The organism is Streptomyces sp. NPDC026092 (assembly GCF_040638605.1).
Classification (GTDB): Bacteria; Actinomycetota; Actinomycetes; order Streptomycetales; family Streptomycetaceae; genus Streptomyces.
Genome location: NZ_JBEZYN010000009.1, coordinates 313,716 through 336,665 on the forward strand (window position 1 = coordinate 313,716; position 22,950 = coordinate 336,665).

24 protein-coding genes are annotated in these 22,950 nt (G+C 71.7%); 15 read left to right on the top strand and 9 right to left on the bottom strand.

Features of this window, described 5'->3' with window-relative positions; translation table 11 throughout:
• Positions 1 to 61: 61 nt before the first annotated feature.
• On the bottom strand, positions 62 to 715 hold the full coding sequence (locus tag AB0F56_RS17935) for a DUF305 domain-containing protein (RefSeq protein WP_362010225.1): 654 nt from the start codon (positions 713 to 715) through the stop codon (positions 62 to 64).
• Between the two features lie 185 nt (positions 716 to 900).
• Here AB0F56_RS17935 and AB0F56_RS17940 point away from each other — a divergent pair, with 185 nt between their 5' ends.
• Positions 901 to 2,454, top strand: coding sequence for a hypothetical protein (locus AB0F56_RS17940; RefSeq protein WP_362010227.1), 1,554 nt, complete (start codon positions 901 to 903; stop codon positions 2,452 to 2,454).
• Here the strand turns inward: AB0F56_RS17940 and AB0F56_RS17945 are convergent.
• From AB0F56_RS17945 to AB0F56_RS17960, 4 genes are all read right to left on the bottom strand, one after another.
• Positions 2,406 to 3,104: a helix-turn-helix domain-containing protein gene (locus AB0F56_RS17945; protein ID WP_362010230.1), complete on the bottom strand. Its 699-nt coding sequence runs from the start codon at positions 3,102 to 3,104 to the stop codon at positions 2,406 to 2,408. The genes AB0F56_RS17940 and AB0F56_RS17945 overlap by 49 nt on opposite strands.
• A gap of 129 nt (positions 3,105 to 3,233) precedes the next feature.
• A complete protein-coding gene (locus tag AB0F56_RS17950) occupies positions 3,234 to 3,920 on the bottom strand; it encodes a phosphatase PAP2 family protein (protein ID WP_362010232.1) in 687 nt (228 codons plus the stop codon).
• A 54-nt stretch (positions 3,921 to 3,974) separates the two neighbouring features.
• A complete protein-coding gene (locus tag AB0F56_RS17955) occupies positions 3,975 to 4,910 on the bottom strand; it encodes a M56 family metallopeptidase (protein ID WP_362010234.1) in 936 nt (311 codons plus the stop codon).
• Between the two features lie 92 nt (positions 4,911 to 5,002).
• On the bottom strand, positions 5,003 to 5,593 hold the full coding sequence (locus AB0F56_RS17960; RefSeq protein ID WP_362010237.1) for a DUF5134 domain-containing protein: 591 nt from the start codon (positions 5,591 to 5,593) through the stop codon (positions 5,003 to 5,005).
• 146 nt (positions 5,594 to 5,739) lie between these two features.
• On the opposite strand from AB0F56_RS17960, the gene AB0F56_RS17965 reads away from it, so the two are divergent.
• Positions 5,740 to 6,291: a GNAT family N-acetyltransferase gene (locus AB0F56_RS17965; protein WP_362010240.1), complete on the top strand. Its 552-nt coding sequence runs from the start codon at positions 5,740 to 5,742 to the stop codon at positions 6,289 to 6,291.
• Between the two features lie 22 nt (positions 6,292 to 6,313).
• On the opposite strand, the gene AB0F56_RS17970 is transcribed toward AB0F56_RS17965, so the two are convergent.
• Both AB0F56_RS17970 and AB0F56_RS17975 read right to left on the bottom strand, forming a co-directional pair.
• A complete protein-coding gene (locus AB0F56_RS17970) occupies positions 6,314 to 6,997 on the bottom strand; it encodes a glycerophosphodiester phosphodiesterase family protein (RefSeq protein ID WP_362010243.1) in 684 nt (227 codons plus the stop codon).
• A gap of 148 nt (positions 6,998 to 7,145) precedes the next feature.
• The gene (locus AB0F56_RS17975) at positions 7,146 to 7,751 is read right to left on the bottom strand and encodes a PadR family transcriptional regulator (RefSeq protein WP_362010246.1); all 606 of its coding nucleotides are present in this window, start codon (positions 7,749 to 7,751) and stop codon (positions 7,146 to 7,148) included.
• 52 nt (positions 7,752 to 7,803) lie between these two features.
• Here AB0F56_RS17975 and AB0F56_RS17980 point away from each other — a divergent pair, with 52 nt between their 5' ends.
• From AB0F56_RS17980 to AB0F56_RS18005, 6 genes are all read left to right on the top strand, one after another.
• Positions 7,804 to 9,006: an LLM class flavin-dependent oxidoreductase gene (locus AB0F56_RS17980; RefSeq protein ID WP_362010249.1), complete on the top strand. Its 1,203-nt coding sequence runs from the start codon at positions 7,804 to 7,806 to the stop codon at positions 9,004 to 9,006.
• A gap of 80 nt (positions 9,007 to 9,086) precedes the next feature.
• Positions 9,087 to 10,493, top strand: a complete 1,407-nt coding sequence (locus AB0F56_RS17985) for a DUF6421 family protein (protein WP_362010252.1) — start codon at positions 9,087 to 9,089, stop codon at positions 10,491 to 10,493.
• 29 nt (positions 10,494 to 10,522) lie between these two features.
• Complete coding sequence (locus tag AB0F56_RS17990) at positions 10,523 to 11,281, top strand: SDR family oxidoreductase (protein ID WP_362010255.1); 759 nt, start codon at positions 10,523 to 10,525, stop codon at positions 11,279 to 11,281.
• Positions 11,260 to 12,369, top strand: a complete 1,110-nt coding sequence (locus AB0F56_RS17995; RefSeq protein WP_362010257.1) for a low specificity L-threonine aldolase — start codon at positions 11,260 to 11,262, stop codon at positions 12,367 to 12,369. Before AB0F56_RS17990 ends, AB0F56_RS17995 begins: the two co-directional genes overlap by 22 nt.
• A gap of 94 nt (positions 12,370 to 12,463) precedes the next feature.
• A complete protein-coding gene (locus tag AB0F56_RS18000; RefSeq protein WP_362010259.1) occupies positions 12,464 to 13,042 on the top strand; it encodes a transglutaminase family protein in 579 nt (192 codons plus the stop codon).
• 23 nt (positions 13,043 to 13,065) lie between these two features.
• Positions 13,066 to 13,758 (top strand): phenylalanine--tRNA ligase beta subunit-related protein, encoded by a 693-nt coding sequence (locus tag AB0F56_RS18005; RefSeq protein WP_362010262.1) that lies wholly within the window; start codon positions 13,066 to 13,068, stop codon positions 13,756 to 13,758.
• A 58-nt stretch (positions 13,759 to 13,816) separates the two neighbouring features.
• Here AB0F56_RS18005 and AB0F56_RS18010 read toward each other — a convergent pair whose 3' ends face one another.
• Positions 13,817 to 14,539 (bottom strand): lysophospholipid acyltransferase family protein, encoded by a 723-nt coding sequence (locus AB0F56_RS18010; RefSeq protein ID WP_362010263.1) that lies wholly within the window; start codon positions 14,537 to 14,539, stop codon positions 13,817 to 13,819.
• A gap of 245 nt (positions 14,540 to 14,784) precedes the next feature.
• Between AB0F56_RS18010 and AB0F56_RS18015 the strand changes: the two genes are divergently transcribed.
• From AB0F56_RS18015 to AB0F56_RS18040, 6 genes are all read left to right on the top strand, one after another.
• On the top strand, positions 14,785 to 15,117 hold the full coding sequence (locus tag AB0F56_RS18015; RefSeq protein WP_362010266.1) for a thioredoxin family protein: 333 nt from the start codon (positions 14,785 to 14,787) through the stop codon (positions 15,115 to 15,117).
• A 197-nt stretch (positions 15,118 to 15,314) separates the two neighbouring features.
• A complete protein-coding gene (locus tag AB0F56_RS18020; RefSeq protein ID WP_362010269.1) occupies positions 15,315 to 15,890 on the top strand; it encodes a flavin reductase family protein in 576 nt (191 codons plus the stop codon).
• Between the two features lie 190 nt (positions 15,891 to 16,080).
• Positions 16,081 to 16,866, top strand: coding sequence for an electron transfer flavoprotein subunit beta/FixA family protein (locus AB0F56_RS18025; RefSeq protein ID WP_362010272.1), 786 nt, complete (start codon positions 16,081 to 16,083; stop codon positions 16,864 to 16,866).
• 104 nt (positions 16,867 to 16,970) lie between these two features.
• Entirely contained in the window at positions 16,971 to 17,945 is a 975-nt protein-coding gene (locus tag AB0F56_RS18030; RefSeq protein ID WP_362010274.1) for an electron transfer flavoprotein subunit alpha/FixB family protein, read from the top strand.
• A gap of 152 nt (positions 17,946 to 18,097) precedes the next feature.
• A complete protein-coding gene (locus tag AB0F56_RS18035; RefSeq protein ID WP_362010276.1) occupies positions 18,098 to 19,387 on the top strand; it encodes an aldolase/citrate lyase family protein in 1,290 nt (429 codons plus the stop codon).
• A 106-nt stretch (positions 19,388 to 19,493) separates the two neighbouring features.
• On the top strand, positions 19,494 to 21,146 hold the full coding sequence (locus AB0F56_RS18040) for a serine/threonine-protein kinase (protein WP_362010279.1): 1,653 nt from the start codon (positions 19,494 to 19,496) through the stop codon (positions 21,144 to 21,146).
• A 44-nt stretch (positions 21,147 to 21,190) separates the two neighbouring features.
• Here AB0F56_RS18040 and AB0F56_RS18045 read toward each other — a convergent pair whose 3' ends face one another.
• Entirely contained in the window at positions 21,191 to 22,177 is a 987-nt protein-coding gene (locus AB0F56_RS18045; RefSeq protein ID WP_362010318.1) for a LacI family DNA-binding transcriptional regulator, read from the bottom strand.
• Positions 22,178 to 22,356: 179 nt separating this feature from the next.
• Here AB0F56_RS18045 and AB0F56_RS18050 point away from each other — a divergent pair.
• On the top strand, positions 22,357 to 22,950 hold a 594-nt coding region (locus AB0F56_RS18050; RefSeq protein WP_362010280.1), incomplete at its 3' end, for an ROK family protein.

The window sequence follows — 22,950 nt, forward strand, 5'->3', positions numbered from 1 at the left end:
GGACTTGAGCCGCCCCTCTGCGGACCCAACCCGGGCCTCTGTGGACCCGCGCCGCGCCGAGCTACATCTTCCGCATCCGGTTGATCTCGGCCGACTGCTGCGCGATCACGTCGTTCGCCATCTCCTCCACGAGCACGTTGTTCCCGTTGCCGAGCACCTCCGCGGCCATCGTCACCGCGCCCTCGTGGTGGGTCATCATCAGCTTCAGGAACAGCTCGTCGAAGGCCGCGCCCTTCGCCTTCTTCAACTGCGCCAGCTGAGCCTCGGTCGCCATCCCCGGCATCGTGTGGTGGTCGTGACCGCCCTGGTCGCGCGGGCCGCCGTTGTTCTTCAGCCAGCCTTCCATCGCGCCGATCTCCGGCTGCTGCGCCGCCGTGATCCGCTCTGCCAACTTCTTGACCTGGTCCGACGCCGCCCGCTCCGGGACGAGCGCGGTCATCGTCAGCGCCTGCCGGTGGTGGACGATCATCATCTGCGCGTAACTGAAGTCCGCCGCGTTGGGCTTGTCGTCGGGCAGCAGCTTGGAGGCCTCGGCGGGGGATATCCGTCGCGCCGGCTCACCGGGCTTCCCCGGTGCCACGACCGCCGGCTCCGAGGAGCCCTTGCTCTGCGGCGTGTCCCCGCCGGGCTCCGAGTCGCAGGCGGCCAGGGCGAGCACGGCGACGGCGCTCAGCGCCACGGCGACGGCTCCGCGGATGCGGCGGCGGTTCAACAAGACGACCTCCAGAGGTGGTTCCGGGGGAGAGGGCCGGGGGGACCGTTCCTAGCACGCTTCCACGGGTCGTTGATCAAAAACCTTCATTACATGTGTGTTGCCATCTGTTGAGATGTGCACGCTAAGGACGATACTGCCGGGGTCCATCAACCGTTCAACTGCGAACGGACACAAGGGAGGACGGAGTGACTTCGTTGCGTACGACGCGCATCACGCGTACCCCGCGCGCTCGGATCAGAGGTCTGGGTGTGGCGACCGCCGCGGCCGGACTGCTGGTCAGCCTGCTCGCGGCCGGCCCCGCGGCCGCCACGCCCGACCCGGGTGACGCCACCGCGCGGTCCACGGTCTCCTCGGAGACCGCGGCCGAGGCGCGGTCGGCCATCCAGAGCGGCGAGATACCCGGCGTGGACGAGATCGTCCACAGCGCCAACATCCAGCACCTCGTGAACATCCCCAAGGACGCGCTCAAGGGCACCGGCTCCGACCTCGCGTTCCAGGGCAAGTACGCCTTCGCGGGCAACTACGACGGCTTCCGGATCTTCGACATCAGCAACCCGCGCGCCCCGAAGACGGTCGCCCAGGTCCTGTGTCCCGGATCGCAGAACGACATCTCCGTCTCCGGCAACCTCGTCTTCCTGTCCACCGACTCCTCCCGCAGCGACAACTCCTGTGCCAGCGTCAGCCAGCCGGCCACGGAGAAGTCCTCCTGGGAGGGCATGAAGATCTTCGACATCAGCGACATCCGCAACCCGAAGTACGTCGCGGCCGTCGAGACCGCGTGCGGCTCGCACACCCACACGCTCGTGCCCAAGAAGAGGGACGTGTACGTCTACGTCTCCTCGTACTCGCCCAACTCCGCCTTCCCCGACTGCCAGCCGCCGCACGACGGCATCACGGTCATCAAGGTGCCCCGCAAGGCGCCGGAGAAGTCGGCGATCGTCTCCTTCCCCGTCCTGTTCCCCGGTGAGGGTCCGGACGGCGGCGGCAACCCGGGTGGTCCGACCAACCCGGGCGTCTCCAAGACCACCGGCTGCCACGACATCACCGTGCTGCCCGGCAAGGACATCGCGGCCGGCGCCTGCATGGGCGACGGCATCATCTTCGACATCAAGGACCCCGAGCGGCCGAAGGTCATCGACCAGGTCCAGGACAACGTCAACTTCGCGTTCTGGCACTCCGCGACCTTCAACCAGAAGGCCAACAAGGTCGTCTTCACCGACGAGCTCGGCGGCGGCGGCGCGGCCACCTGCAACGAGGCCGTGGGCCCGAACCGGGGTGCCGACGGCATCTACGACATCGTCGGCAAGGGCAAGAAGAGCAAGCTCGTCTTCCGCAGCTACTTCAAGATCCCCCGCCACCAGGCCGACACCGAGAACTGCGTCGCCCACAACGGCTCGCTGATCCCGGTCAAGGGCAAGGACATCATGGTCCAGGCCTGGTACCAGGGCGGCGTCTCCGTCTGGGACTTCACCGACTCCCGCAAGCCCAAGGAGATCGCGTACTTCGAGCGCGGCCCGATCTCCGCGGACACGCTGGTCGGCGGCGGCTCCTGGTCGGCGTACTACTACAACGGCTACATCTACTCGAACGACCTGGTCAAGGGCTTCGACGTGCTGAAGCTCGACGACCGTCGCACGGACGAGGCGAAGCGGATCCGGATGGACGAGCTCAACGTCCAGACGCAGCCGGACTACTTCGACGACTTCGACGGCGGCTGGGGGCACGGGGACAGGGACTGACGCGGCACCCGCTCCGGTGACACCGGGGCGGCGAACGGCATGCCGTCGGGCGGACCCCCGTCCGGCGGCATGCCCTGCTCCCAGTCGAGCCCGTACCGCTGGAACAGCTCCGCCCGCAGCCGCGCCACCGGCATCGGCGCCCCCGGCAGCAGTACCGCCACCACCGCGCCCATCAGCAGCGCCCGCAGCAGCGGATAGTCCGCGTCCACGTTCGCCGAGCCGTACCGGGTCACCGTGTCGCGCAGCAGGAACGCGAGCCGCTGCTGCTCCGGACACTGCACGAACCCCTCGGCCTGCAGGATCCCCGCCATGTGCGTCCGCATCAGCACCGGGCGGTCCACGGCGAGCCCCAGGATCGCGTCGATGGCCCGCGCCATCCGCTCCCGCCCGTCCTCCGTGCGCGGCTCCCGCTCCAGCGCCTCCTCCAGCGTGAGGTGCATCAGCCGGTGCACCGCCGACTGCAGCAGCTGGCGCTTGCCAGGGAAGTAGTACGAGATCAGCCCCCGGGCCGAACCCGCGCGCTCGGCGATGTCACCCAGCGTCGTCGCCTCGTAGCCGCGCTCCGACACGACCTCGACGGTGGCCTGGAGCAGTCGCTCCCGAGAACGTCGCCGAAGCTCTTCATTGACCGATGGGCTACGCGGGGACATGCTTGACTCCTGCGTTGACTGGCTCGCAGCCAATATACTCAGCGCAGCCTGCTGTCGCGCCTTCGTGGCTGGTCAGCGGGTTGGCCGTCTGTTCTGGGCGACGCGGGGGATCGTCCAGAACAGGCGGCTTCACGTCGTTTCTCCCATTCTGCTCCGGTTCGGGCCCGATGATTCCGGCCGCCCTCTTTTTCGGCCGTCCGGGCCGTAGCGGCGGTACGTGACGATCGCCACAACCACCACACACCAGCCCAGCAGCCAGCCCGCGACGACGTCCGACGGCCAGTGCACGCCCAGATAGAGCCGGGTCCACCCCGCGCCGGCCACGGAGACCAGGGCCGTCACCGCGAGCACGCTCCAGCCGCGCCAGGAATCGCGCCAGTGCAGGGCGAGCACCCAGAGCAGCAGCCCGCAGCCCACCGTGGCCGTCGTCGCGTGCCCGGAGGGGAAGGCCGCGTACTGCGCCGAGTCGACCGGATCCGGCCACACGGGCCGCTCCCGGCCGACCGCCGCCTTCAGCCCCTGCTGCACGCCCGCCGCCACCAGGAGCGAGCCGGCCAGCCAGAGGGCGAGCCACCGTTCGCGCCGCCACCACAGGACCAGCGCCGCGACGACGACCAGAAGGCGCATCGTCCAGGGATCCCAGGCCCAGTCGCTCAGGATCCGGTTGAGCCGGGTGAGCCCGGGCTCGGCGACGGCGCTGCGGTGCAGCGACTCCGCGACCGACCGGTCCAGGGAGAGCAGCGGCGACCACCCGATCCCCACCAGCACGAGCAGCACCACGAGCAGAGCACCGGAGACCACGGCGGAGGAGCGCATGGGTCGATCTTCCCCGACCCGCGCGCCGAAGCCGCGCCGTGCCCCCTGTCCGGGCTATCCGAGCGCCCGCAGCGCGGGGACGAACGCCACGAGGACGGGCACCACCGGCACGAGGGCGGCGGCGGCCGTCAGCCGCAGCCGCCGCACCGGAGTGAGCCGGGGCGCGGCCGTCAGGAGCCGGTTGACCCGCCGGGGGAGGTCCGCGCCGGAGGTCGTGCCGGGGCCGAACACCCCACGCTCCTCGTTGAGTTCGACCAGGGCGAGCGCGATCGTCAGCCGCCCGAACCGCCGCGAGGCCACGTCGTCGGCCGCCAGCTCCACCAGCCGGTGCATCTGGTCGCGGAAGGCCGCGAAGACCGGGATGCCGGGGAAGCCGCTCGCCAGCGCGCCCGAGCAGTGCAGCAGCCAGTCGTGGCGTGCCCGCGCGTGTCCCTGCTCGTGGGCGAGGACGGCGTCGAGCTGGCGGCCCTTCAGCCGGCGCAGCGCCGCCGTCGTGATGACCAACTGGGGCGTGGTGCCCGGCAGCCACCAGGCGTCCGGCCGCTCGCCCTCCAGGACCACGAGCGGCTCACTGCCCGGCTCCTCGCCCGGCAACAGCGGGGAGCGGACGAGGAGTTCGCAGCGCCGCCGGCGGCGGCGGGCCCGCGCCCCGCGGATCTCCCGCGTCAGCATCGCGCCGGTCCACAGGCCGCCGCAGGCGAGGACCACGGCGAGCGCCGCCGACCAGGGCTGGTGGGCGCCGAATTCGTACGCCTCGATCACCTGGCGCGGGGCGGGGGCGAAGACCTGGCCGCGCACGACGTGCCAGGCGGCGGCCGCGCTGAACGTCATCGAGAGCGCGAAGCACAGGAGTACGGCCGCCACCACGCACTGCCACATCCAGAGCGCCACCACGGGCTCGCGTTCCGCCCAGTCGGACCGCGAGAGCAGTCGAGGGGCCGCGACGGCGGTCAGGACGCCGAGCGCGAGCAACGCGAGGGAGACCAACATGGCGTCAGCCTATGAGGCCGTGCAACGCGGAGGTAACGGCCTGGCGCGCCAAGTGACGTACGCCACGGTCTCGCGTTCCGATGGCAGGCGGCTCACAGCGTGACGAGCATCGCCAGCATCGCGAGGGCCATCGACAGCCGGCACACGAGCGTGAACTCCGGCCGTACGACCCACATCGGCGCCGGACCGCCCCCGGGCCCCGCCACCACGACGGCCGCCGCGGACCCCGCCACCGCGGGACCCGCCACCGGGACGAGCCGCGCGCCCGAGCGGAGCACGTACGCCACGAAGTAGACGAGCAGCGCGCCCGTCACCAGCGGCAGGCCACCGCCGCCCCCGTGACCGCCGTGCGCCACGCCCTGCGCCGCGCCGGGCCACGCCATGTGGACCATCGCCAGCGAACCCACCAGGTGGTGCAGATGGTGACCGCCGCGCCGGACCGAGGCGAGCGCGTGCAGCGCCGCCGCCCCGAACACCGCCGCGTACACCGCCCACGCCCACGTCGGCGGCGTCACGACCGTCGCGGGCAGCGCCATCGCCGCCATCCCGAACCCCATCACCGCCTCGCCCGCGGCCGTCCTGCGCTCCTCTCCCACGCAGCGGCGCGCCCGCAGCAGGCAGTAGACCGCGCTCGCCCCGCACAGCGTCAGCAACAGCCAGGCCGTCGTGGCCGGTCCGTGCACGACACACCTCCCGTGGTCTCCCCTCCGAGTCGATGCCCGCGGCGGGACCGGCGTACGCGAGCGCACAGGAGTACGTGGGGGAGCACACCCCGAGCGCGTTACCCTCGGGGGGATCGTCAGCGCCCCCGAGGGGAGACCCGAACAGCATGGACACCGTCACGCCCCAGGACACCGACCGGATCGCCTACCGCGACGCGGTGGAGGCCGACATCCCGGTCCTCGTCCCCCTCGTCGAGTCGGCCTACCGCGGCGATTCCAGCCTCGGCGGCTGGACCACGGAGGCGGACATCATCCAGGGGCGGCGGACCGACGAGGAGGGCGTCCGGGCCGTCATCACCACGCCCGGCAGCCGGCTGATGGTGGTCGAGCGCGGCGGCGAGATCGTCGCCTGCTGCCAGCTCGAACACCGGGACGAGGCCGCCTACTTCGGCATGTTCGCCGTGCGCCCCGAGCTCCAGGGCGCGGGCCTCGGCCGCCGGATCATCGAGGAGGCGGAGCGCCGGGTCCGCGAGATGTGGGACGTGACCGAGATGCACATGACCGTGATCTCGGTGCGCGAGGAGCTCATCGCCTGGTACGAGCGGCGCGGCTACCGCCGTACGGGCCGGATGACCCCGTTCCCGTACGGCGACGAGCGCCACGGCTTCCCGCAGCGGGACGACCTGCAGTTCGAGCTCCTGGTCAAGCCGCTGATCTGAGTCGGTCCGAGCCGCTCCCGGCTCAGGCCGTGAAGCGGCCGGTGCGGCGGATCTCCGGGTAGTCGGTCGTCGCGCCGTCCAGCTCCAGGGCGCGGACCAGCCGCAGGTGGTCCTGGGTGTTGACCACCCAGCCGATCACCCGCAGCCCCTCCGCGTGGGCGTGCTCGACCGTCTCCAGGGTGAGGTTGCGGATGCTCAGGACGAGCGCCCCGGCGCCGACGGCCTTCGCCCGGTCCACGAGGTCCGGGCCCCACTCCTCGGCGACAAGGGCCGTACGGACACCGGGGACCAGGCGCGCGACCTCGGCGAGGGCCTCGTCGTGGAAGGAGAGCACCTCCACCCGGCCGACCAGGTCGCGCCGGAGCATCACCTCGGCGAGCGCCCGGGCCGCGGCCGCGTCCTTGATCTCCGCCTGGAGCGGGGACCGCACCGCGTCCAGGACCTCCTCGAAGACGGGGACGCGCTCCCCGGCCCCCGCGTCGAGCTCGCGCAGCTCCGCGAGGGTCTTCTCGGCGATCGGGCCGCTGCCGTCGGTCGTCCGGCCGACGTCCGCGTCGTGCATGACGACGAGGGCGCCGTCCTTGCTCAGATGCAGGTCCAGTTCGATGACGTCCATGCCGGACTGTTCGGCGCGGACGAAGGAACGCAGGGTGTTCTCGGGCTCGACGCCCATGACTCCGCGGTGACCGATGGTGAGGAAACTCAAGATCTTCTCGCTTCCGTCGATGTCCGGGCCCAGGTCCCTCCGGGCTCCCGGTGCGGCTCGGGGCGCAGCCTAATGACTTCACCGGAAGAAGGAAGCGCATGCGCGCGGGGCGTCGGAACCCACCCCTCCGACGTACCCGCCCAGCGTCCTAGGGGCCGGGCGGGGGACTCCCGGGAGCCCGCAGGTCCGCCAGGTCCGCCAGCATCGCCTCCGCGAGCTCCAGCTCCGCCAGGTGCTGCCGTACGCTCCAGCGCAGCGCGACCGCCGGATGGCGCCACTCCGGTACGGCCTCGGCGTGGGCCAGGGCGTCCCGGGCCTCCTTCAGTTCGGCGCGCGTCCGGTCGATGTGCTCCTCCACCAGCGCCCGCAGCCGGTCCGGCTCGGCGAGGTGCCCCAGCCAGACCCGCAGCACCAGCGGGTGCTTCAGCACGACCGCACCGCCGTCGCCGCCGGCCCACTCCGCGAGCGCGGCCCGGCCCGCCTCGGTGATCGCGTACCGCCGCTTGGCCCGGAGCTCCTCGGGGCCCGAGCGCGCGGACGTCACGTACCCGCACGTCTCGAGCCGGCGCAGCTCCGCGTAGATCTGGCTGATCGCCGGCGACCAGTAGAAGAAGCGCAGCGACGCGTCCGCCCACTTCTTCAGCTCGTAGCCGGTGCGCTCGCCGGGGAACGAGAGCAGTCCGAGCACCGCCCACGCCGTCTGCGGCAATCCCCGCTCCGGCTCTTGCCTCTTCTTGGACTGACGACTAGTCATATGACGAATTGAAAGAGAGGGCAGCACCCCGAGACAACCCCCTGGAGGGCACGTGCAGTTCTCCGTGATCTTCGAGGCACAGCTGGCCGACCCCACCGTAGAACACGAGCATCAGGTCATCCACGACTGCGTCGAGCAGGCCGTCCTGGCCGAGGAGATGGGCTTCGACCGGATCTGGGCCGTCGAGCACCACTCCCTGAAGTGGTACGCCCACATGTCCGCCCCGGAGGTCTTCCTCAGCTACGTCGCCGCGCGCACGAGCCGGATCCGGGTCGGCCACGGTGTCGTCTGCATGCCGTTCAACTTCAACCACCCCGCCCGCGTCGCCGAACGCGCCGCCATGCTCGACCTCCTCTCCGGCGGCCGGCTCGACCTGGGGGCCGGGCGCGGCGGTACCGCGCAGGAGACCTCGCTGTGCGGGGTCGACCGGGACCGTACGACCCAGGAGGTCGAGGACGCCCTGCGCATCATCGGCCGGGCCTGGCAGAAGGACGAGCTGGAGTACCGCTCCGAGCTGATCAGGATCGATCCGCATCCGATCCTGCCCCGCCCGCGGCAGACCCCGCACCCGCCCCTCTTCCTCGCCTGCAGCCGTACCGAGACCCTCGTCCAGGCCGCCGAGCTCGGCATCGGCGCGCTGGTCATGGGCTTCGCCGGGCCCGAGTCGATCGCCGGGATGCGCCGTGTCTACGACACCGCGCGCGCCGAGCGCACCGGGGAGCGGTTCGTCTCCACCGTCGTCAACGACCACTTCTCCGTGCTCTGCCCCACGATCGTCCTCGACGACCGGGCCGAGGCGCGCCGGATCGGCATCCGGGGCCAGCGGTTCTTCGCGCAGTCGATCGGCCACTGGTACGGGGGCGCGGGCGTCCCCGACGAGGCGGTGGTGGACGGCGCCGACGAGGCGGCGGAGATGCGCCGCGCCGCCGAGCAGGTCGAGGCGCGGCTGCACGAGCAGAGCATCCCGGTCCGCCCCACCGCCACGGCCACCTTCAACGCCGACCACGCCTACGGCACCGCCGAGGACGCGATCGCGTACGTGGAGCGGCTCCGGGACGCGGGCGCCGACGAGGTCATGTGTCTGATGCAGATGGGGACCGTGCCGCAGGAGGCCTGTCTGGAGACCTTGCGTCAATGGGGCGACAAGGTCATCCCGCACTTCACGAGCCGGGCCCGCCCCGCAGGTGCGGATGCGAGCGCCTCGGCGCCGTCCGGCAGGAAAATTCACGGTGACCATGGGGGTGCCGCAGGATAATTTCTCTTACCCCCCTTGTCCGGGGGAACCGCGGACGGATACGGTGTCTTGACGCGAGGTTCTCCTGTGGAGGAAGTGAAATGACGGAAATTCTTGTGGCTGACGTGACCAGTGGGGGGATAGCAACCGCTGCTCCGGTGGTCGAGCACCCTGGCTGGCCCGAGCTCAAGAATGCCGTGGAGGAGATCCGTCCGTGGCAGAGCAAGGACGGCTCCATCGACCTCGAGGGCGAGGGCGCGCCGTCCCGCGCCCTCGTCGAGGCCACCGTCGAGCGCATCGCGGCCGCGGTCGAGCAGCTCTCCCCGCTGCTCCCGCACGACGCCGCGTACCACCGCGCGCTCATCGCCGACCTGCGCAAGTGGGCCGAGGGCGGCTTCGAGGTCCCGGACTTCCTGGACTCCCTGCTGGCCTTCCAGCCGGCCGCCGACCGTCAGGACGGGCTCCAGCACCTGGTGCTCTTCCCGATGTACACCCAGAACGGCAACCCGGACCGCAACCTCGAAGCGGTCGTGCTGCGCATGGTCTGGCCGGAGTGGCTCTCCGAGCTGGAGCGCACCCGCTACGACAACCCGCTGTTCTGCGGCATCACCTTCGAGGACTTCACCGCCGGTTACGACACCAACTCGGCCGTCCTCTTCCCCGAGACCATCGCCGTGCGCGAGGCCCCCGAGCGCTTCAGCTGGGGCGGCATCTTCTGCGACCGCGAGGCCGCCCGCTTCCGCAAGGTCACCGAGGCCGCCGTCGACACCCTGGGCATCGAGCTGCCCGAGGACATCGCGGCCATGATCGAGGACCAGAAGCGCTGCGAGGCCGCCTTCGTGCTCTGGGACATGGTTCACGACCGCACCCACAGCCACGGCGACCTACCGTTCGACCCCTTCATGATCAAGCAGCGCCAGCCGTTCTGGATGTACGGCCTGGAGGAGCTGCGCTGCGACCTCACCGCCTTCAAGGAGGCCGTGAAGCTGGAGTCGGAGGGCAACACGCACGGCCGCGACGTGCAGTACGCGGTGCTCTTCGACCGGATGTTCCGCTTCCCGGTCACCGGTGACCGCACCCGCAACTACGACGGTCTGGGCGGCCAGCTCCTCTTCGCGTACCTCCACAAGCACGACGTGGTGCGCTGGACGGACAACAAGCTCAAGATCGACTGGCAGCGTGCCCCCGAGGTCACCAACCAGCTCTGCGCCGAGATCGAGAAGCTGTACCGCGACGGCATCGACCGCCCGAAGCTGGTCCACTGGTTCAAGGCGTACGACCTCGTCTCCACCTACCTCGCCCCGCACCCCGGATCGCGCTGGGCCAAGGGTCCCGACGCCCTGGACCTGACGCTCCCGCCCCGCAAGCTCGTCGACGACGTGCTTCCGGACGAGTTTCCGCTCAGCATGTTCTATGAGGCCCTCTCCAAGAAGCTGAAGGGCGTGATCGCCTCCACCAAGGGCATCACCGCCGCCAACGCTTCGCGGGCCGAGCAGGCTGCCGCGTGAACCCAGTCACGGAGGAGGAGGGGACGACCATGAACGGCAACGGGAACGGCGGGTCGCTGGAAGGTGCCGTCATCGCGGTCGCGGGCGCGGCCGGTCCGGCCGGCCGGGCGACGCTGATGCGCCTCGCCGAAGCCGGCGCCATCGTCGTCGGTGCGGACGCCGACCCGGCCCGCCTCGCCGAGGCGGTCGACGCCGCGCGGTACGCCCACGGCGGTGCCACGGTCATCGGCGACACGGTCGACCTCTTCGACCTGGGCGCCGCCCGGGAGTGGGCCGACAAGACCGAGAAGGAGTTCGGCCGGATCGACGGTCTGGTCCACCTCGTCGGCGGCTGGCGCGGCGGCGCCTCCTTCGGCGAGACCGACCTGGCGGACTGGAACTTCCTGGAGAAGCTCCTCATCCGTACCGTCCAGTCCACCTCGCTCGCCTTCCACGAGCCGCTGCTCCGCAGCGACCGCGGCCGCTATGTGCTGATCAGCGCCGCCGGCGCCTCGAAGCCGACCGCGGGCAACGCGGCCTACGCCTCGGCCAAGGCCGCGGCCGAGGCCTGGACGCTCGCCATGGGCGACGACTTCCGCAAGGCGGGGGGCGACGAAGGGCCCAAGGCGGCGGCTGCGATCCTGGTGGTCAAGGCACTGGTGCACGACGCCATGCGCGCCGAGCGCCCGAATGCGAAGTTCGCGGGCTTCACCGACGTCAAGGATCTGGCCGACGAGATCGCCTCCGTCTGGGAGCGGCCCGCACAGGAAGTGAATGGACAGCGTCTGTGGCTGACCCCCAAGCCGTGAACCCGGCCACCGCCGCCGGCCTGCCCGCGAAGACCGATGCCCGTCGTCACCACGACCCGTCGGTCCGGGGCTTCGCCAGCGACAACTACGCGGGTGTCCACCCGGAGGTGCTCGCGGCCGTCGCGCTGGCCAACGGCGGGCACCAGATCGCGTACGGCGAGGACGAGTACACCGATCACCTCCAGCGGATCATGCACAGCCACTTCGGGCCGAGCGCCGAGGCCTTCCCGGTCTTCAACGGCACCGGCGCGAACGTCACCGCCCTCCAGGCGCTGACCGACCGCTGGGGCGCGGTGATCTGCGCCGAGTCCGCGCACATCAACGTGGACGAGGGCGGTGCGCCGGAGCGGATGGGCGGCCTCAAGCTGCTCACCGTGCCCACCCCGGACGGCAAGCTCACCCCCGAGCTGATCGACCGGCAGGCCTGGGGCTGGGAGGACGAGCACCGCGCCATGCCGCAGGTCGTCTCGATCACCCAGAACACCGAGCTGGGCACCGTCTACACCGTGGACGAGATCCGGGCCATCGTGGAGCACGCCCACGGCAAGGGCATGAAGGTGCACCTCGACGGTGCCCGGATAGCCAACGCCGCCGCGTCCCTGAACGTGCCCATGCGGGCGTTCACCAACGCGGTCGGCGTGGACGTGATCTCCTACGGCGGCACCAAGAACGGCATGATGTTCGGCGAGGCCGTGGTCGTCCTCAACCCGGACGCCGTCAGCCACATGAAGCACCTGCGCAAGCTGTCCATGCAGCTCGCCTCCAAGATGCGGTTCGTGTCGGTGCAGCTGGAGGCGCTGCTCGCCAAGGACCTGTGGCTGCGCAACGCCCAGCACGCCAACGCGATGGCGCAGCGCCTCGCGGCCGGCGTGCGCGAGGTGGACGGGGTGGAGATCCTCTACCCGGTCCAGGCCAACGCGGTCTTCGCGCGGCTCCCGCACGAGGTCTCCACCCGACTGCAGAAGCGGTTCCGCTTCTACTTCTGGGACGAGGCCGCGGGCGACGTGCGCTGGATGTGCGCGTACGACACCACGGAGGACGACGTCGACGCCTTCCTCCAGGCGCTGAAGGAGGAGATGGCGCGGTAGCGCGCCCCTCCAACTGCTCCACAATCAACATAAGTATGCGGCGGGTCGGAAATCCATTGACTTCCGGCCCGTCGTCTTCTTAGGGTCCCCGGCTATGGAGCTGATCCAACAGGACCCCGAACTCGCCGCTTATCTCGCCGCGGACGAGGTCGTCGACCACGAGCACCCCCTCGTGCGGGAGACCGCCGCCGCCCTGCGCGCCCGGCATCCCGACGTATACGCATACGCGCAGGCCGCGTTCGAGTTCGTACGGGACGAGATCCCGCACTCCAGCGACACGGGCGACCCCCGCGTCACCTGGCGCGCCTCCGACGTCCTCGCCCGGCGCACCGGGGTCTGCCACGCCAAGGCCCACGCCCTCGCGGCGCTGCTGCGGGCCGAGTCCATCCCGACGGCGTTCGGCTACCAGAAGTTCGAGGTCCTGCACGGCCTGGTCGCGATCCGGCTGCCGGGCTCGGACACCTGGCACCGGCAGGATCCGCGCGGTGGGGAGCCCGGCCGGGAGGCCGCGTTCTCGCTGGAGGGGGAGAAGCTGGCGTTCCTGCCCGATCCGGAGTTCAGTGAAGTGGACTATCCGGTGCTGTACGCTGTACCGCATGTGGGAGTGGTGAGCGCCATGCGGACGGCGCGGGACAGCTCGGAGCTCCTGCGGATCCTGCCGACCGCCCTCTGACGACCTCCGACGCAAGGACGACCATGCCCCTCACCCTGACCGTCTCCGACGAGGTGCGCGCCCTCGTCCCCGGCTTCACGCACCTCGCGGTCGAGGCCCACGGGCTCGTCAACGGCCCCAGCGACGCCACCAGTGCGGCCCTCCTCGACGACGCGGCGCGCCGCCTCGCCGAGCGGCTCGCCGGCCAGGCCCCGGACAAGGACCCGCACATCGCGGCCTGGCGCGCCGCGTACACCGCGTTCGGCGCCAAGCCCTCCCGTACCCGCAACTCCGCGGAGGCGCTCGCCAAGCGCGCGCTCGCCGACGGTGGACTGCCCCGGATCAACCGGCTCGTCGACGCCTACAACGCCATCAGCGTCGCGCACCTGATCCCGGCGGGCGGCGAGGACCTCGACCGCATCCAGGGCTCCATGCGCCTCGTCCGGGCCGGCGGCGCCGAGCCGTTCGTGACCGTGGCGGGCGGCGAGGAGACCGTGGAGCACCCGGAGCCGGGCGAGATCGTCTGGTGCGACGACGCCGGCGTCACCTGCCGCCGCTGGAACTGGCGCCAGGGGCCGCGCACCCGGATCGACGAGGCCACGGTGAACGCGATCTTCCTGCTGGAGTCGCTCGCGCCCATGACGCGCGAGGAACTGCTGGCCGCCGGCGCGGAGCTCGCCGAGTCGCTGGAGAAGCTGAGCCCCGGGGCACGGATCACCGTCCGCGACCCGGAGTAGGAACGGCGGGCCCGCGGGGCTCGATCGAGGCGTACGGTCCGGCTGTACGGCTACGCCGTCAGCCGGCGTCCTTCACCTCGGCCGGGGTCGGCGCCGTACCACCGAGGTGCGCGGGCACCCACCAGGTGTCGCTCGCGTCCTTGGGGCGTACGGGATAGGCGCGCTGCGCGGCCTCGAGGAGCTCCTGGCAGCGCTCGCGCAGCCGCCGGGTGATCGCGCCCGCGTACTGGTCCGCCGGCGCCTCCACCGGCTCGCCCACCCGGATCGTCACCGGGATGTGGCTGCGCTTGAAGTTCCGCGGCCGGCCCTTGGTCCAGATGCGCTGCGTGCCCCAGAGCGCCATCGGGATCAGCGGGACCCCGGCCTCCTGCGCGAGCCGCGCCGCGCCCGACTTGAAGCTCTTCAGCGTGAAGGACTGCGAGATGGTCGCCTCGGGGAAGACGCCGATGATCTCCCCGGCCTTCAGCGACTCGAGCGCGTGCTTGTAGGCGTGCTCGCCCTGCGAGCGGTCCACCGGGATGTGCTTCATGCCGCGCATGAGCGGGCCCGACACCTTGTGCCGGAACACCGAGTCCTTGGCCATGAAGCGGACGAGCCGCTTCTGCGGCAGCGCGGCCAGGCCCGTGAAGATGAAGTCCAGATAGCTGATGTGGTTGCTGACGAGCACCGCGCCGCCGGTCCGCGGGATGTGCTCCGAACCCTGCGTGTCGATCTTGAGGTCCAGTGCCTTGAACAGGGTCAGTGCGGCACCGATGACCGGCCGATACACGAGTTCTGCCATCTGAGAGGAACCCCTTCTTCTGTGCCTGGGGAGGGCTCTCCCGGCGGAAGTTACGCGGCCGTAGGTTTTCGGCTTTGGGCAGATCGTGCCCCATGTGGGCCCTGCTGACCAGTCCTGACGGCTTCGTGCGGGGAGATAATCGTCACCCCCGGTGGCCGTGACGGGAATCGTTCGGCGGTCGCGAGCGCTGCACGGGGGAGAGTAGGGGAGCGTCGGGTTTCGGGGAGCGAGAGGGAGACGGAGACATGGCGGGACGGTCCGTGACGCCGGGCGACGGTGGGCTCGGTACGGAGTCGGGGGTCGAGCTGGGGGAGCGGGCCACCCTCGTCCAGTTCTCCACGGCGTTCTGCCAGCCGTGCCGCGCCACGCGGCGCACGCTGGCCGAGGTCGCCGAAATGGTCGAGGGCGTGGGCCACGTCGAGATCGACGCCGAGGAGCGCCTCGACCTCGTACGGAAGTACGCCATCGTCCGCACCCCCACCGTGCTCGTCCTCGACCGTGCGGGCCGCGTCGTCGTACGGGCCTCGGGCCAGCCCCGGCGCGCCGACGTCATCGCGGCCCTGGGGCGAGCGGTCTGACGCGGTGACACATCTCCCACATCCCGGTACCCGCTTGACTGCACCGGCCATCGATCGTCAGGCTGACGACGTGTCTTCCGAACTCCTTCTCCACGGGCGGGTCCACGTCGACCTGGTCCGTCACGCGAGCGCGCGCTGTCCGGGTGTCTGAGAACCCCCGGTCCCCCCGCACGTCGCCCCCGCAGAAGGACAACTCCATGACGGTCACGCCCGACACGACGGTCAAGCCCCAGACGACGGTCACGCCCGACCTCCGCGCGATCGGCGCCCAGCGCCGATCCGCCCCTCCGGTCGCCCGAACGGCCTCTCCCGACCTCCTCCGCTCCGTCTTCCGGCGGCACGCGGCCGGGGTCGCGGTCATCACCGCCCACGGGGACCGCCCCGTCGGCTTCACCGCCACCTCCCTCACCTCCGTGGCCGCCGAACCGCCCCTGCTCTCCTTCGGCGTGGGGACCTCCAGCTCCAGCTGGCCCGTGGTCTCCGAAGCCGAGTACATAGGCGTCCACGTGCTCGGCGAACACCAGGAGGGGCTCGCCGCCACCTTCGCCCGCAGCGGCGCCGACCGGTTCGGCGCCCCGACCCGGTGGAGCGTGGGCCCCGAGGGCGTCCCGATCCTGGACGACGTCCTCGCCTGGCTGGTGTGCCGGGTGGTGGCCCGCGTCCCGGCCGGGGACCATCGGATCGTGATCGCCGAGGCCGTCGCCGGAGACCCGGCGGGGGAGGGGCGTCCGCTCCTCTACCACCAGGGACGCTTCAACGCTCTGCGTGACTGAGGGTGCCCTAACCTGGACGTTGCCAAGGTCACACACCTGAGCGCTTGCTCAGCGGTAACGGAACGGCTGTACTGGCGAGTAATATCCCGGTGGGAGCGGTCGGCCGCCCCGACCGGAAACCCGCCCTTCAGGCGCCTATGCTGCGAGCAACAAGGCAGCCAAGTTATGACGATGCAGTAGGAGAGCCGGCGTGAGCTTGAGGATCGTTGTCTGTGTGAAGTACGTGCCCGACGCCACCGGCGACCGGCACTTCGCCGATGACCTGACCGTCGACCGCGACGACGTCGACGGCCTGCTGTCGGAGCTCGACGAGTACGCGGTCGAGCAGGCGCTGCAGATCGCCGAAGAGGCCGACGACGCCGAGGTCACCGTGCTCACGGTCGGCCCCGAGGACGCCAAGGACGCGCTGCGCAAGGCGCTGTCCATGGGCGCCGACAAGGCGGTCCACGTCGAGGACGACGACCTGCACGGCTCCGACGTCATGGGCACCTCGCTCGTGCTGGCCAAGGCGATCGAGAAGACCGGCTACGACCTGGTCATCGCCGGTATGGCCTCCACCGACGGCACCATGGGTGTCCTCCCGGCGATCCTGGCCGAGCGCCTCGGCGTCCCGCAGGTCACGCTCCTCTCCGAGGTCTCCGTCGAGGACGGCGTCGTCAAGGGCCGCCGTGACGGCGACACCGCCTCCGAGCAGCTGGAGGCGTCCCTCCCGGCCGTCGTGTCGGTGACGGACCAGTCGGGCGAGGCGCGCTACCCGTCCTTCAAGGGCATCATGGCCGCCAAGAAGAAGCCGGTGGAGTCCCTGGAGCTCGACGACCTCGACATCGACGCCGAGGAGGTCGGCCTGGCGGGCGCCTGGACCGCGGTCGACTCCGCCGCCGAGCGTCCGGCCCGCACCGCCGGCACGATCGTCAAGGACGAGGGTGAGGGCGGCAAGCAGCTGGCCGAGTACCTCGCGAGCCAGAAGTTCATCTAGCCGCTGGGGGTCCGGGGGTCATCCCCCGGGTTGGCACAGCATTTAGGGCTCGCGCGAGCCACCTGAGACCCGCCCTCTTTTCGTTCGCAGGAGATTGAATCCCCATGGCTGAGATTCTCGTCTACGTCGACCACGTCGACGGCGCCGTCCGCAAGCCCACCCTGGAGCTGCTGACGCTCGCCCGCCGCCTCGGCGACCCCGTCGCCGTCGCCCTCGGCGCCGGCGCCGAGGCCACCGCCCCGGCCCTCGCCGAGCACGGCGCCGTGAAGGTCCTCACCGCCGACGCCCCCGAGTTCGCCGAGTACCTCGTCGTCCCCAAGGTCGACGCGCTGCAGGCCGCGTACGAGTCTGTGTCCGCCGCAGGCTCCCTGGCCGCCGTGCTCGTCCCCTCCTCCGCCGAGGCCAAGGAGATCGCGGCCCGTCTCGCGGTCCGCATCGGCTCCGGCATCATCACCGACGCCGTGGACCTGGAGGCCGGTGACGAGGGCCCGGTCGCGACGCAGTCCGCGTTCGCCGCCTCCTTCACCACCAAGTCCCGTGTCTCCAAGGGCACCCCGGTCATCACGGTCAAGCCGAACTCGGCCCCTGTCGAGGCCGCCCCGGCCGCCGGCGCCGTCGAGGCGCTCGCCGTCACCTTCTCCGCCCAGGCCACCGGCACCAAGGTCACCTCGCGCACCCCGCGCGAGTCGACCGGTCGCCCGGAGCTGACCGAGGCCGCCATCGTGGTCTCCGGCGGCCGCGGCGTGAACGGCGCCGAGAACTTCGGCATCATCGAGGCGCTCGCCGACTCGCTCGGTGCCGCCGTCGGCGCCTCGCGCGCCGCCGTCGACGCCGGCTGGTACCCGCACTCCAACCAGGTCGGCCAGACCGGCAAGTCGGTCTCGCCGCAGCTGTACATCGCCTCCGGCATCTCCGGTGCGATCCAGCACCGCGCGGGTATGCAGACCTCGAAGACCATCGTGGCCATCAACAAGGACGCCGAGGCCCCGATCTTCGACCTCGTCGACTACGGCGTGGTCGGCGACCTCTTCGACGTCGTGCCGCAGCTGACCCAGGAGGTTCAGGCCCGTAAGGGCTGACCTGGGGTTCTGTTCGGTCCGGGGGCCGCGTGGTGATGATCACCACGCGGCCCCCGGCCGTTTCGGACAACCATTGACGCAGGTCCTGACGGGCTACTAACTTCGCTATACGGATTGTTGATTCCGTGAAGCGGAAAACAGGAGGATGTGGGATGGGTCAGCAGGAGAAGGTGTCGACGAGCCTCGCAGGCGCGGTCAGCGAGGGCATCAGCGCCTCCCTCGCAAGCGTGGACGCCGAGCTCGACCGGCGTTACCCGGGTGACCCGGGCACCCGCCAGCCCGTCCACACCGTCTACGTCCCCGGCAACGTCTTCGACGCCGGAACCATCCGCTCCTGGGGCGACCAGGCCCTCGCCGCCCTCGACGAGCACGCCCCCGACGCCGCCTCCTTCGCCGCCGTCCTCGGCCTCTCCGACTCCCTCGCGGAGGACGTCTACGGCCGCGTACGGGCCAAGTTGGAGCGCGAGCCCATCGAGGACCTCCGGGTCGACTTCGAGGACGGGTACGCCGGCCAGGACGAGGACCAGGACGCCGCCCGCGCCGCCCGGCTGATCTCGGAGGCGTACGCGAACGGCACCGCCGCCCCGTACATGGGCATCCGGATGAAGTGCATGGAGGCCGCCGTACGCGACCGCAGCATCCGCACCACCGACGTCTTCCTCACCGGCCTCCTGGAGAACGGCGGCCTGCCCGACGGCCTCGTCCTGACCCTTCCCAAGGTCACCTACCCCGAGCAGGTCTCGGCCTTCGTCCGCCTCCTGGAGGCCTTCGAGAAGTCCCACGGCCTGGACGCCGGCCGCCTGGGCTTCGAGATCCAGATCGAGACCAGCCAGTCCATCCTCGCCACCGACGGCACCGCCGCCGTCGCCCGCATGATCGGCGCCGCCGAGGGCCGCGCGACCGGCCTGCACTACGGCACCTTCGACTACAGCGCCTGCCTGGGCGTCTCCGCCGCCTACCAGGCCAGCGACCACCCGGCCGCCGACCACGCCAAGGCGATCATGCAGGTCGCCGCGGCGGGCACGGGCGTACGGGTCTCCGACGGCTCCACCAACGTCCTCCCGGTCGGCTCGACCGAGCACGTGCACGAGGCCTGGCGCCTGCACTACGGCCTCACCCGCCGCGCCCTCGCCCGCGCCTACTACCAGGGCTGGGACATGCACCCGGGCCACATCCCGACCCGGTACGCCGCCGTCTTCGCCTTCTACCGCGAGGGCTTCGAGGCCGCCGCCAAGCGCCTCTCCGCGTACGCCAACCACGCCGGCGGCGACGTCATGGACGAGCCCGCCACCGCGAAGGCGCTCAGCTCCTACCTCCTGCGCGGCATCGACTGCGGCGCCCTCGACACCGCCGAGGTCGACGCCCTCACCGGCCTCACCCGCGCCGACCTGGACCGCTTCGCGGCCCCGCGCCGCGGCGACCTGACGGCGACGGCGCAGTAGCCGAGGCGCCGTTCCGGACGCACCGCTCCGGGGGTGCCGGTCGATCTTCCGAACAGCGGACCGATCGGCGTGGCACCCCTAGGATTTCCCCAGGGGGTGGGGCGGGATGGAGAACCGTGTGCGACCGCTCGCGGGCGAGGACCCGGAGGAGGTCGGCCCGTACGCGATCACCGGTCTGCTGGGCAGAGGCGGCATGGGCTCCGTCTATCTCGCGCGTTCGCGCGGGGGCCGGGCTCTCGCCGTCAAGGTGATCCGGCCCGAACTCGCCCGGGACGCCGAGTTCAGGCGCCGGTTCGCCCGTGAGGTCCGGCTGGCTCGTGCGGTCAACGGGGTCTTCACCGCCGGTGTGGTCGACGCCGAACCGGACGGCGACCCGCCCTGGCTGGCCACGGTCCACGTGCCGGGCCCCTCCCTCGACGAGGCGGTACGGCGCCACGGCGGCTGGCCTGAGCCGTCGGTGCTGTCCCTGGCGGCGGGGCTCGCCGAGGCCCTGGAGGCGATCCACGCCTGCGGAGTGGTCCACCGCGATCTGAAGCCGTCCAACATCCTGCTCGCCGCCGACGGCCCGCGCGTCATCGATTTCGGCATCTCGGCCTCTGCGGAGGCGACCTCCGCGCTGACCCGCAGCGGAGTCGTCCTCGGCACCGTGGGGTTCATGGCTCCCGAACAGCTCACCGGGGCCGACGTCACGCCCGCCGTCGACGTCTTCGCCCTCGGCTCGGTCCTCGCCTTCGCCGCCTCCGGCCACGGACCGTTCGGCGGTACGTCGGCGGGCGGTGACGGAGCGAGCCCCGCGCGCGTGATGTTCCGCGTCGCCCACGAGGAGCCCGAACTCGACGGTCTGCCGCCCCGGGTCCGCGAACTCGTCGCCCGCTGCCTGGCCAAGGAACCCGGCGACCGGCCCTCCGTACGCCAGCTCCTCGACGACCTCGCACCGGCCGCGGCGGCGGGCCCGGCCTGGCTGCCGGGGGCCTTGGCGGACTCCGTGCGGGACTCCGTACCGGAGGCTGCGGGGCCCGTGGCGGACACGCCGACCCCGGCGCCCACCGTCACGGACGCGGCGGTGCCGGACGCGGCTGCGCCGACCCAGTCCGCCGTACGTCCCCTGCCGCCTGCACCGCCTGCCGTGCCCGAACCTTCCGAGCCGCCCGCTCCCGCCGGCGCGACCGTGCCCGGCAAGCAGCCTCCCGTACGGAAGGGAGTGCGCGGGGGCCCGATCGCCGCCGCGGTCGCCGCCGCCGTCCTGGCGACGGGCGGCCTCACCTGGTACGTGGCCGGCGGCCCCGGGGGCGCGCGAGGCGCCCACTCCCCGACAGGTACGCCGACTTCGTCCGTCCCGGCCTCCAGCGCGTCCCTCGGCCCGCAGCCGGCCCCGACGACGACGTCGCCCACACCCGCGCCGATTCCCGTGGTCGGCAACTGGCGCGGGAGCTACCACTGCACCCAGGGCGTGACCCGGCTCTCGCTACGGATCACCGCGACCTCGACCGGGGCCCTGGAGGCGGTGTTCTCGTTCTCCGCCCACCCCGACAACCCCGGTGTGCCGAGCGGGTCGTTCCGCATGGTCGGCGCGTACGAGGAGGCCGGGCGCCGGATGGTGCTCCGCGGCGACCGCTGGATCAAGCACCCCGCCGGCTACCTGATGGCCGACCTCGAAGCGCGGGTGCCGCCGGGCGAGCAGCCGCTGGCCATGAACGGCGACATCGTGAACGAGGACACGGACTGCACCACGTTCGCGGTCGTGCGCGGCCCCCTGTGACGTACCGGATGTGCCAGACGGACCTGACGGACTCGACGTACCGGCTACGCGGTCGCCGGCGGGGGCGTCTCTCCCGAGCCCCTGGGGATCAGCCGGGTGTCCAGGACCACGCGGGCGGGCGGCTCCTCGAAGCCGTCCAGGCGGCGGAAGAGGCGCTCGGCGGCCGTGCGGCCGAGCGCCGCCGCGTCCTGCGCGATCACGGTGATGCCGAGCAGGTCGGCCAGTTCGATGTCGTCGAAGCCCACGAGCGCCACCGGGTGCGCCCGGCCCGCCAGGGCGCGGACCGCCGTGACGGTGACCCGGTTGTTGCCCGCGAAGAGCGCGGTGACCGGCTCCGGGCCGGCGAGCATCGCGGTCAGCGCCTCCCGCACCCGGTCGGGGGCCGTCGTCCCGAGCGACTCCCACGACGGGTCCACGGCGAGCCCGGCGTCCTCCATGGCCGCCCGGTAGCCGCGCAGACGCTCCGTCGCCGTGTGAATCCGGGGCTGGTCGCCGATGAAGCCGATCCGGCGGTGCCCGTGGGCGATCAGATGCGCCACCCCGGCCCGTGCGCCCCCGAAGCTGTCCGACAGGACGACGTCCGCGTCGATCCGGCCCGCCGGGCGGTCCACGAAGACCGTGGCGACACCGGCCTTGATCTCCGGTTCGAGGTAACGGTGGTCGGAACCGGCCGGGATGACGATCAGTCCGTCGACCCGCCGCGCGCAGAGCGCGAGCGCCAACTCCTGCTCCCGGTCCGGGTCCTCCGCGCTGGATCCGTTGATGAGCAGCGCCCCGTGGGCTCGGGCGACCTCCTCCACGGCACGGCTGAGCGGACCGTAGAACGGGTCGGCGAGGTCCTCCAGGACCAGACCCACGGAAGCCGTACGGCCCTTGCGCAGCACGCGGGCGCTGTCGTTGCGCCGGAAGCCGAGCGAGTCGATGGCCTCCTGCACGCGGCGCTCGGTGTCCGGGGTGACCCCCGGTTCGCCGTTGACGACGCGGGAGACCGTCTTGAGCCCGACGCCGGCCAGGGCGGCGACGTCCTTCATCGTGGGCCGATTGCCGTAACGGTGCTCGGGGCGGCGGGCGGTGTCGGCCACAGTCTGCGAATCTCCTCGGTATCGGCTCTGTCTCGTCCGAGCATAGGCCCTGGACAACGTTGTCAGGGCAGGGGAGACTGTACGTCACAGCGATCTACCGCTCTCGCCTCTCTGGAGACACCGCGCACATGCAGACTGACCTCGTTGCCGCCCTCGACTTCGGCGGCACCAAGATCGCCGGTGCGTTGGTCGACGGCGCCGGCGACATTCTCGTACGGGCCCAGCGGCCCACTCCGGCCCAGGAGGACGGCGAGACGGTGATGCGGGCGGTCGAGGCGGTGCTCGCGGACCTGGAGGCCTCGCCCCTGTGGCCTTCGGTGCGCGCGGTCGGCATCGGCAGCGCGGGCCCCGTCGACGCCTCCGCCGGTACGGTGAGCCCGGTCAACGTCCCCGGCTGGCGCGGGTTCCCGTTGGCCGAGCGGGTCGGGAAGGCGACCGGCGGGCGGCCCGTCACGCTCGTCGGCGACGGCGTCGCCATGACGGCCGCCGAACACTGGCAGGGCGCCGCCCGGGGCCACGACAACGCCCTCTGTCTCGTCGTCTCGACGGGCGTCGGCGGCGGTCTCGTGCTCGACGGGCGGGTCCACCCCGGCCCCACCGGCAACGCCGGCCACATCGGTCACATCAGCGTCCTCGCCGGCGCCGGGCTGCTCGCCGCCGCCGGGCTCGTCGCCCTCGGCCCGTACCCGCTCTCCATGGTCGGGATGCCCGGCGAGAAGGTC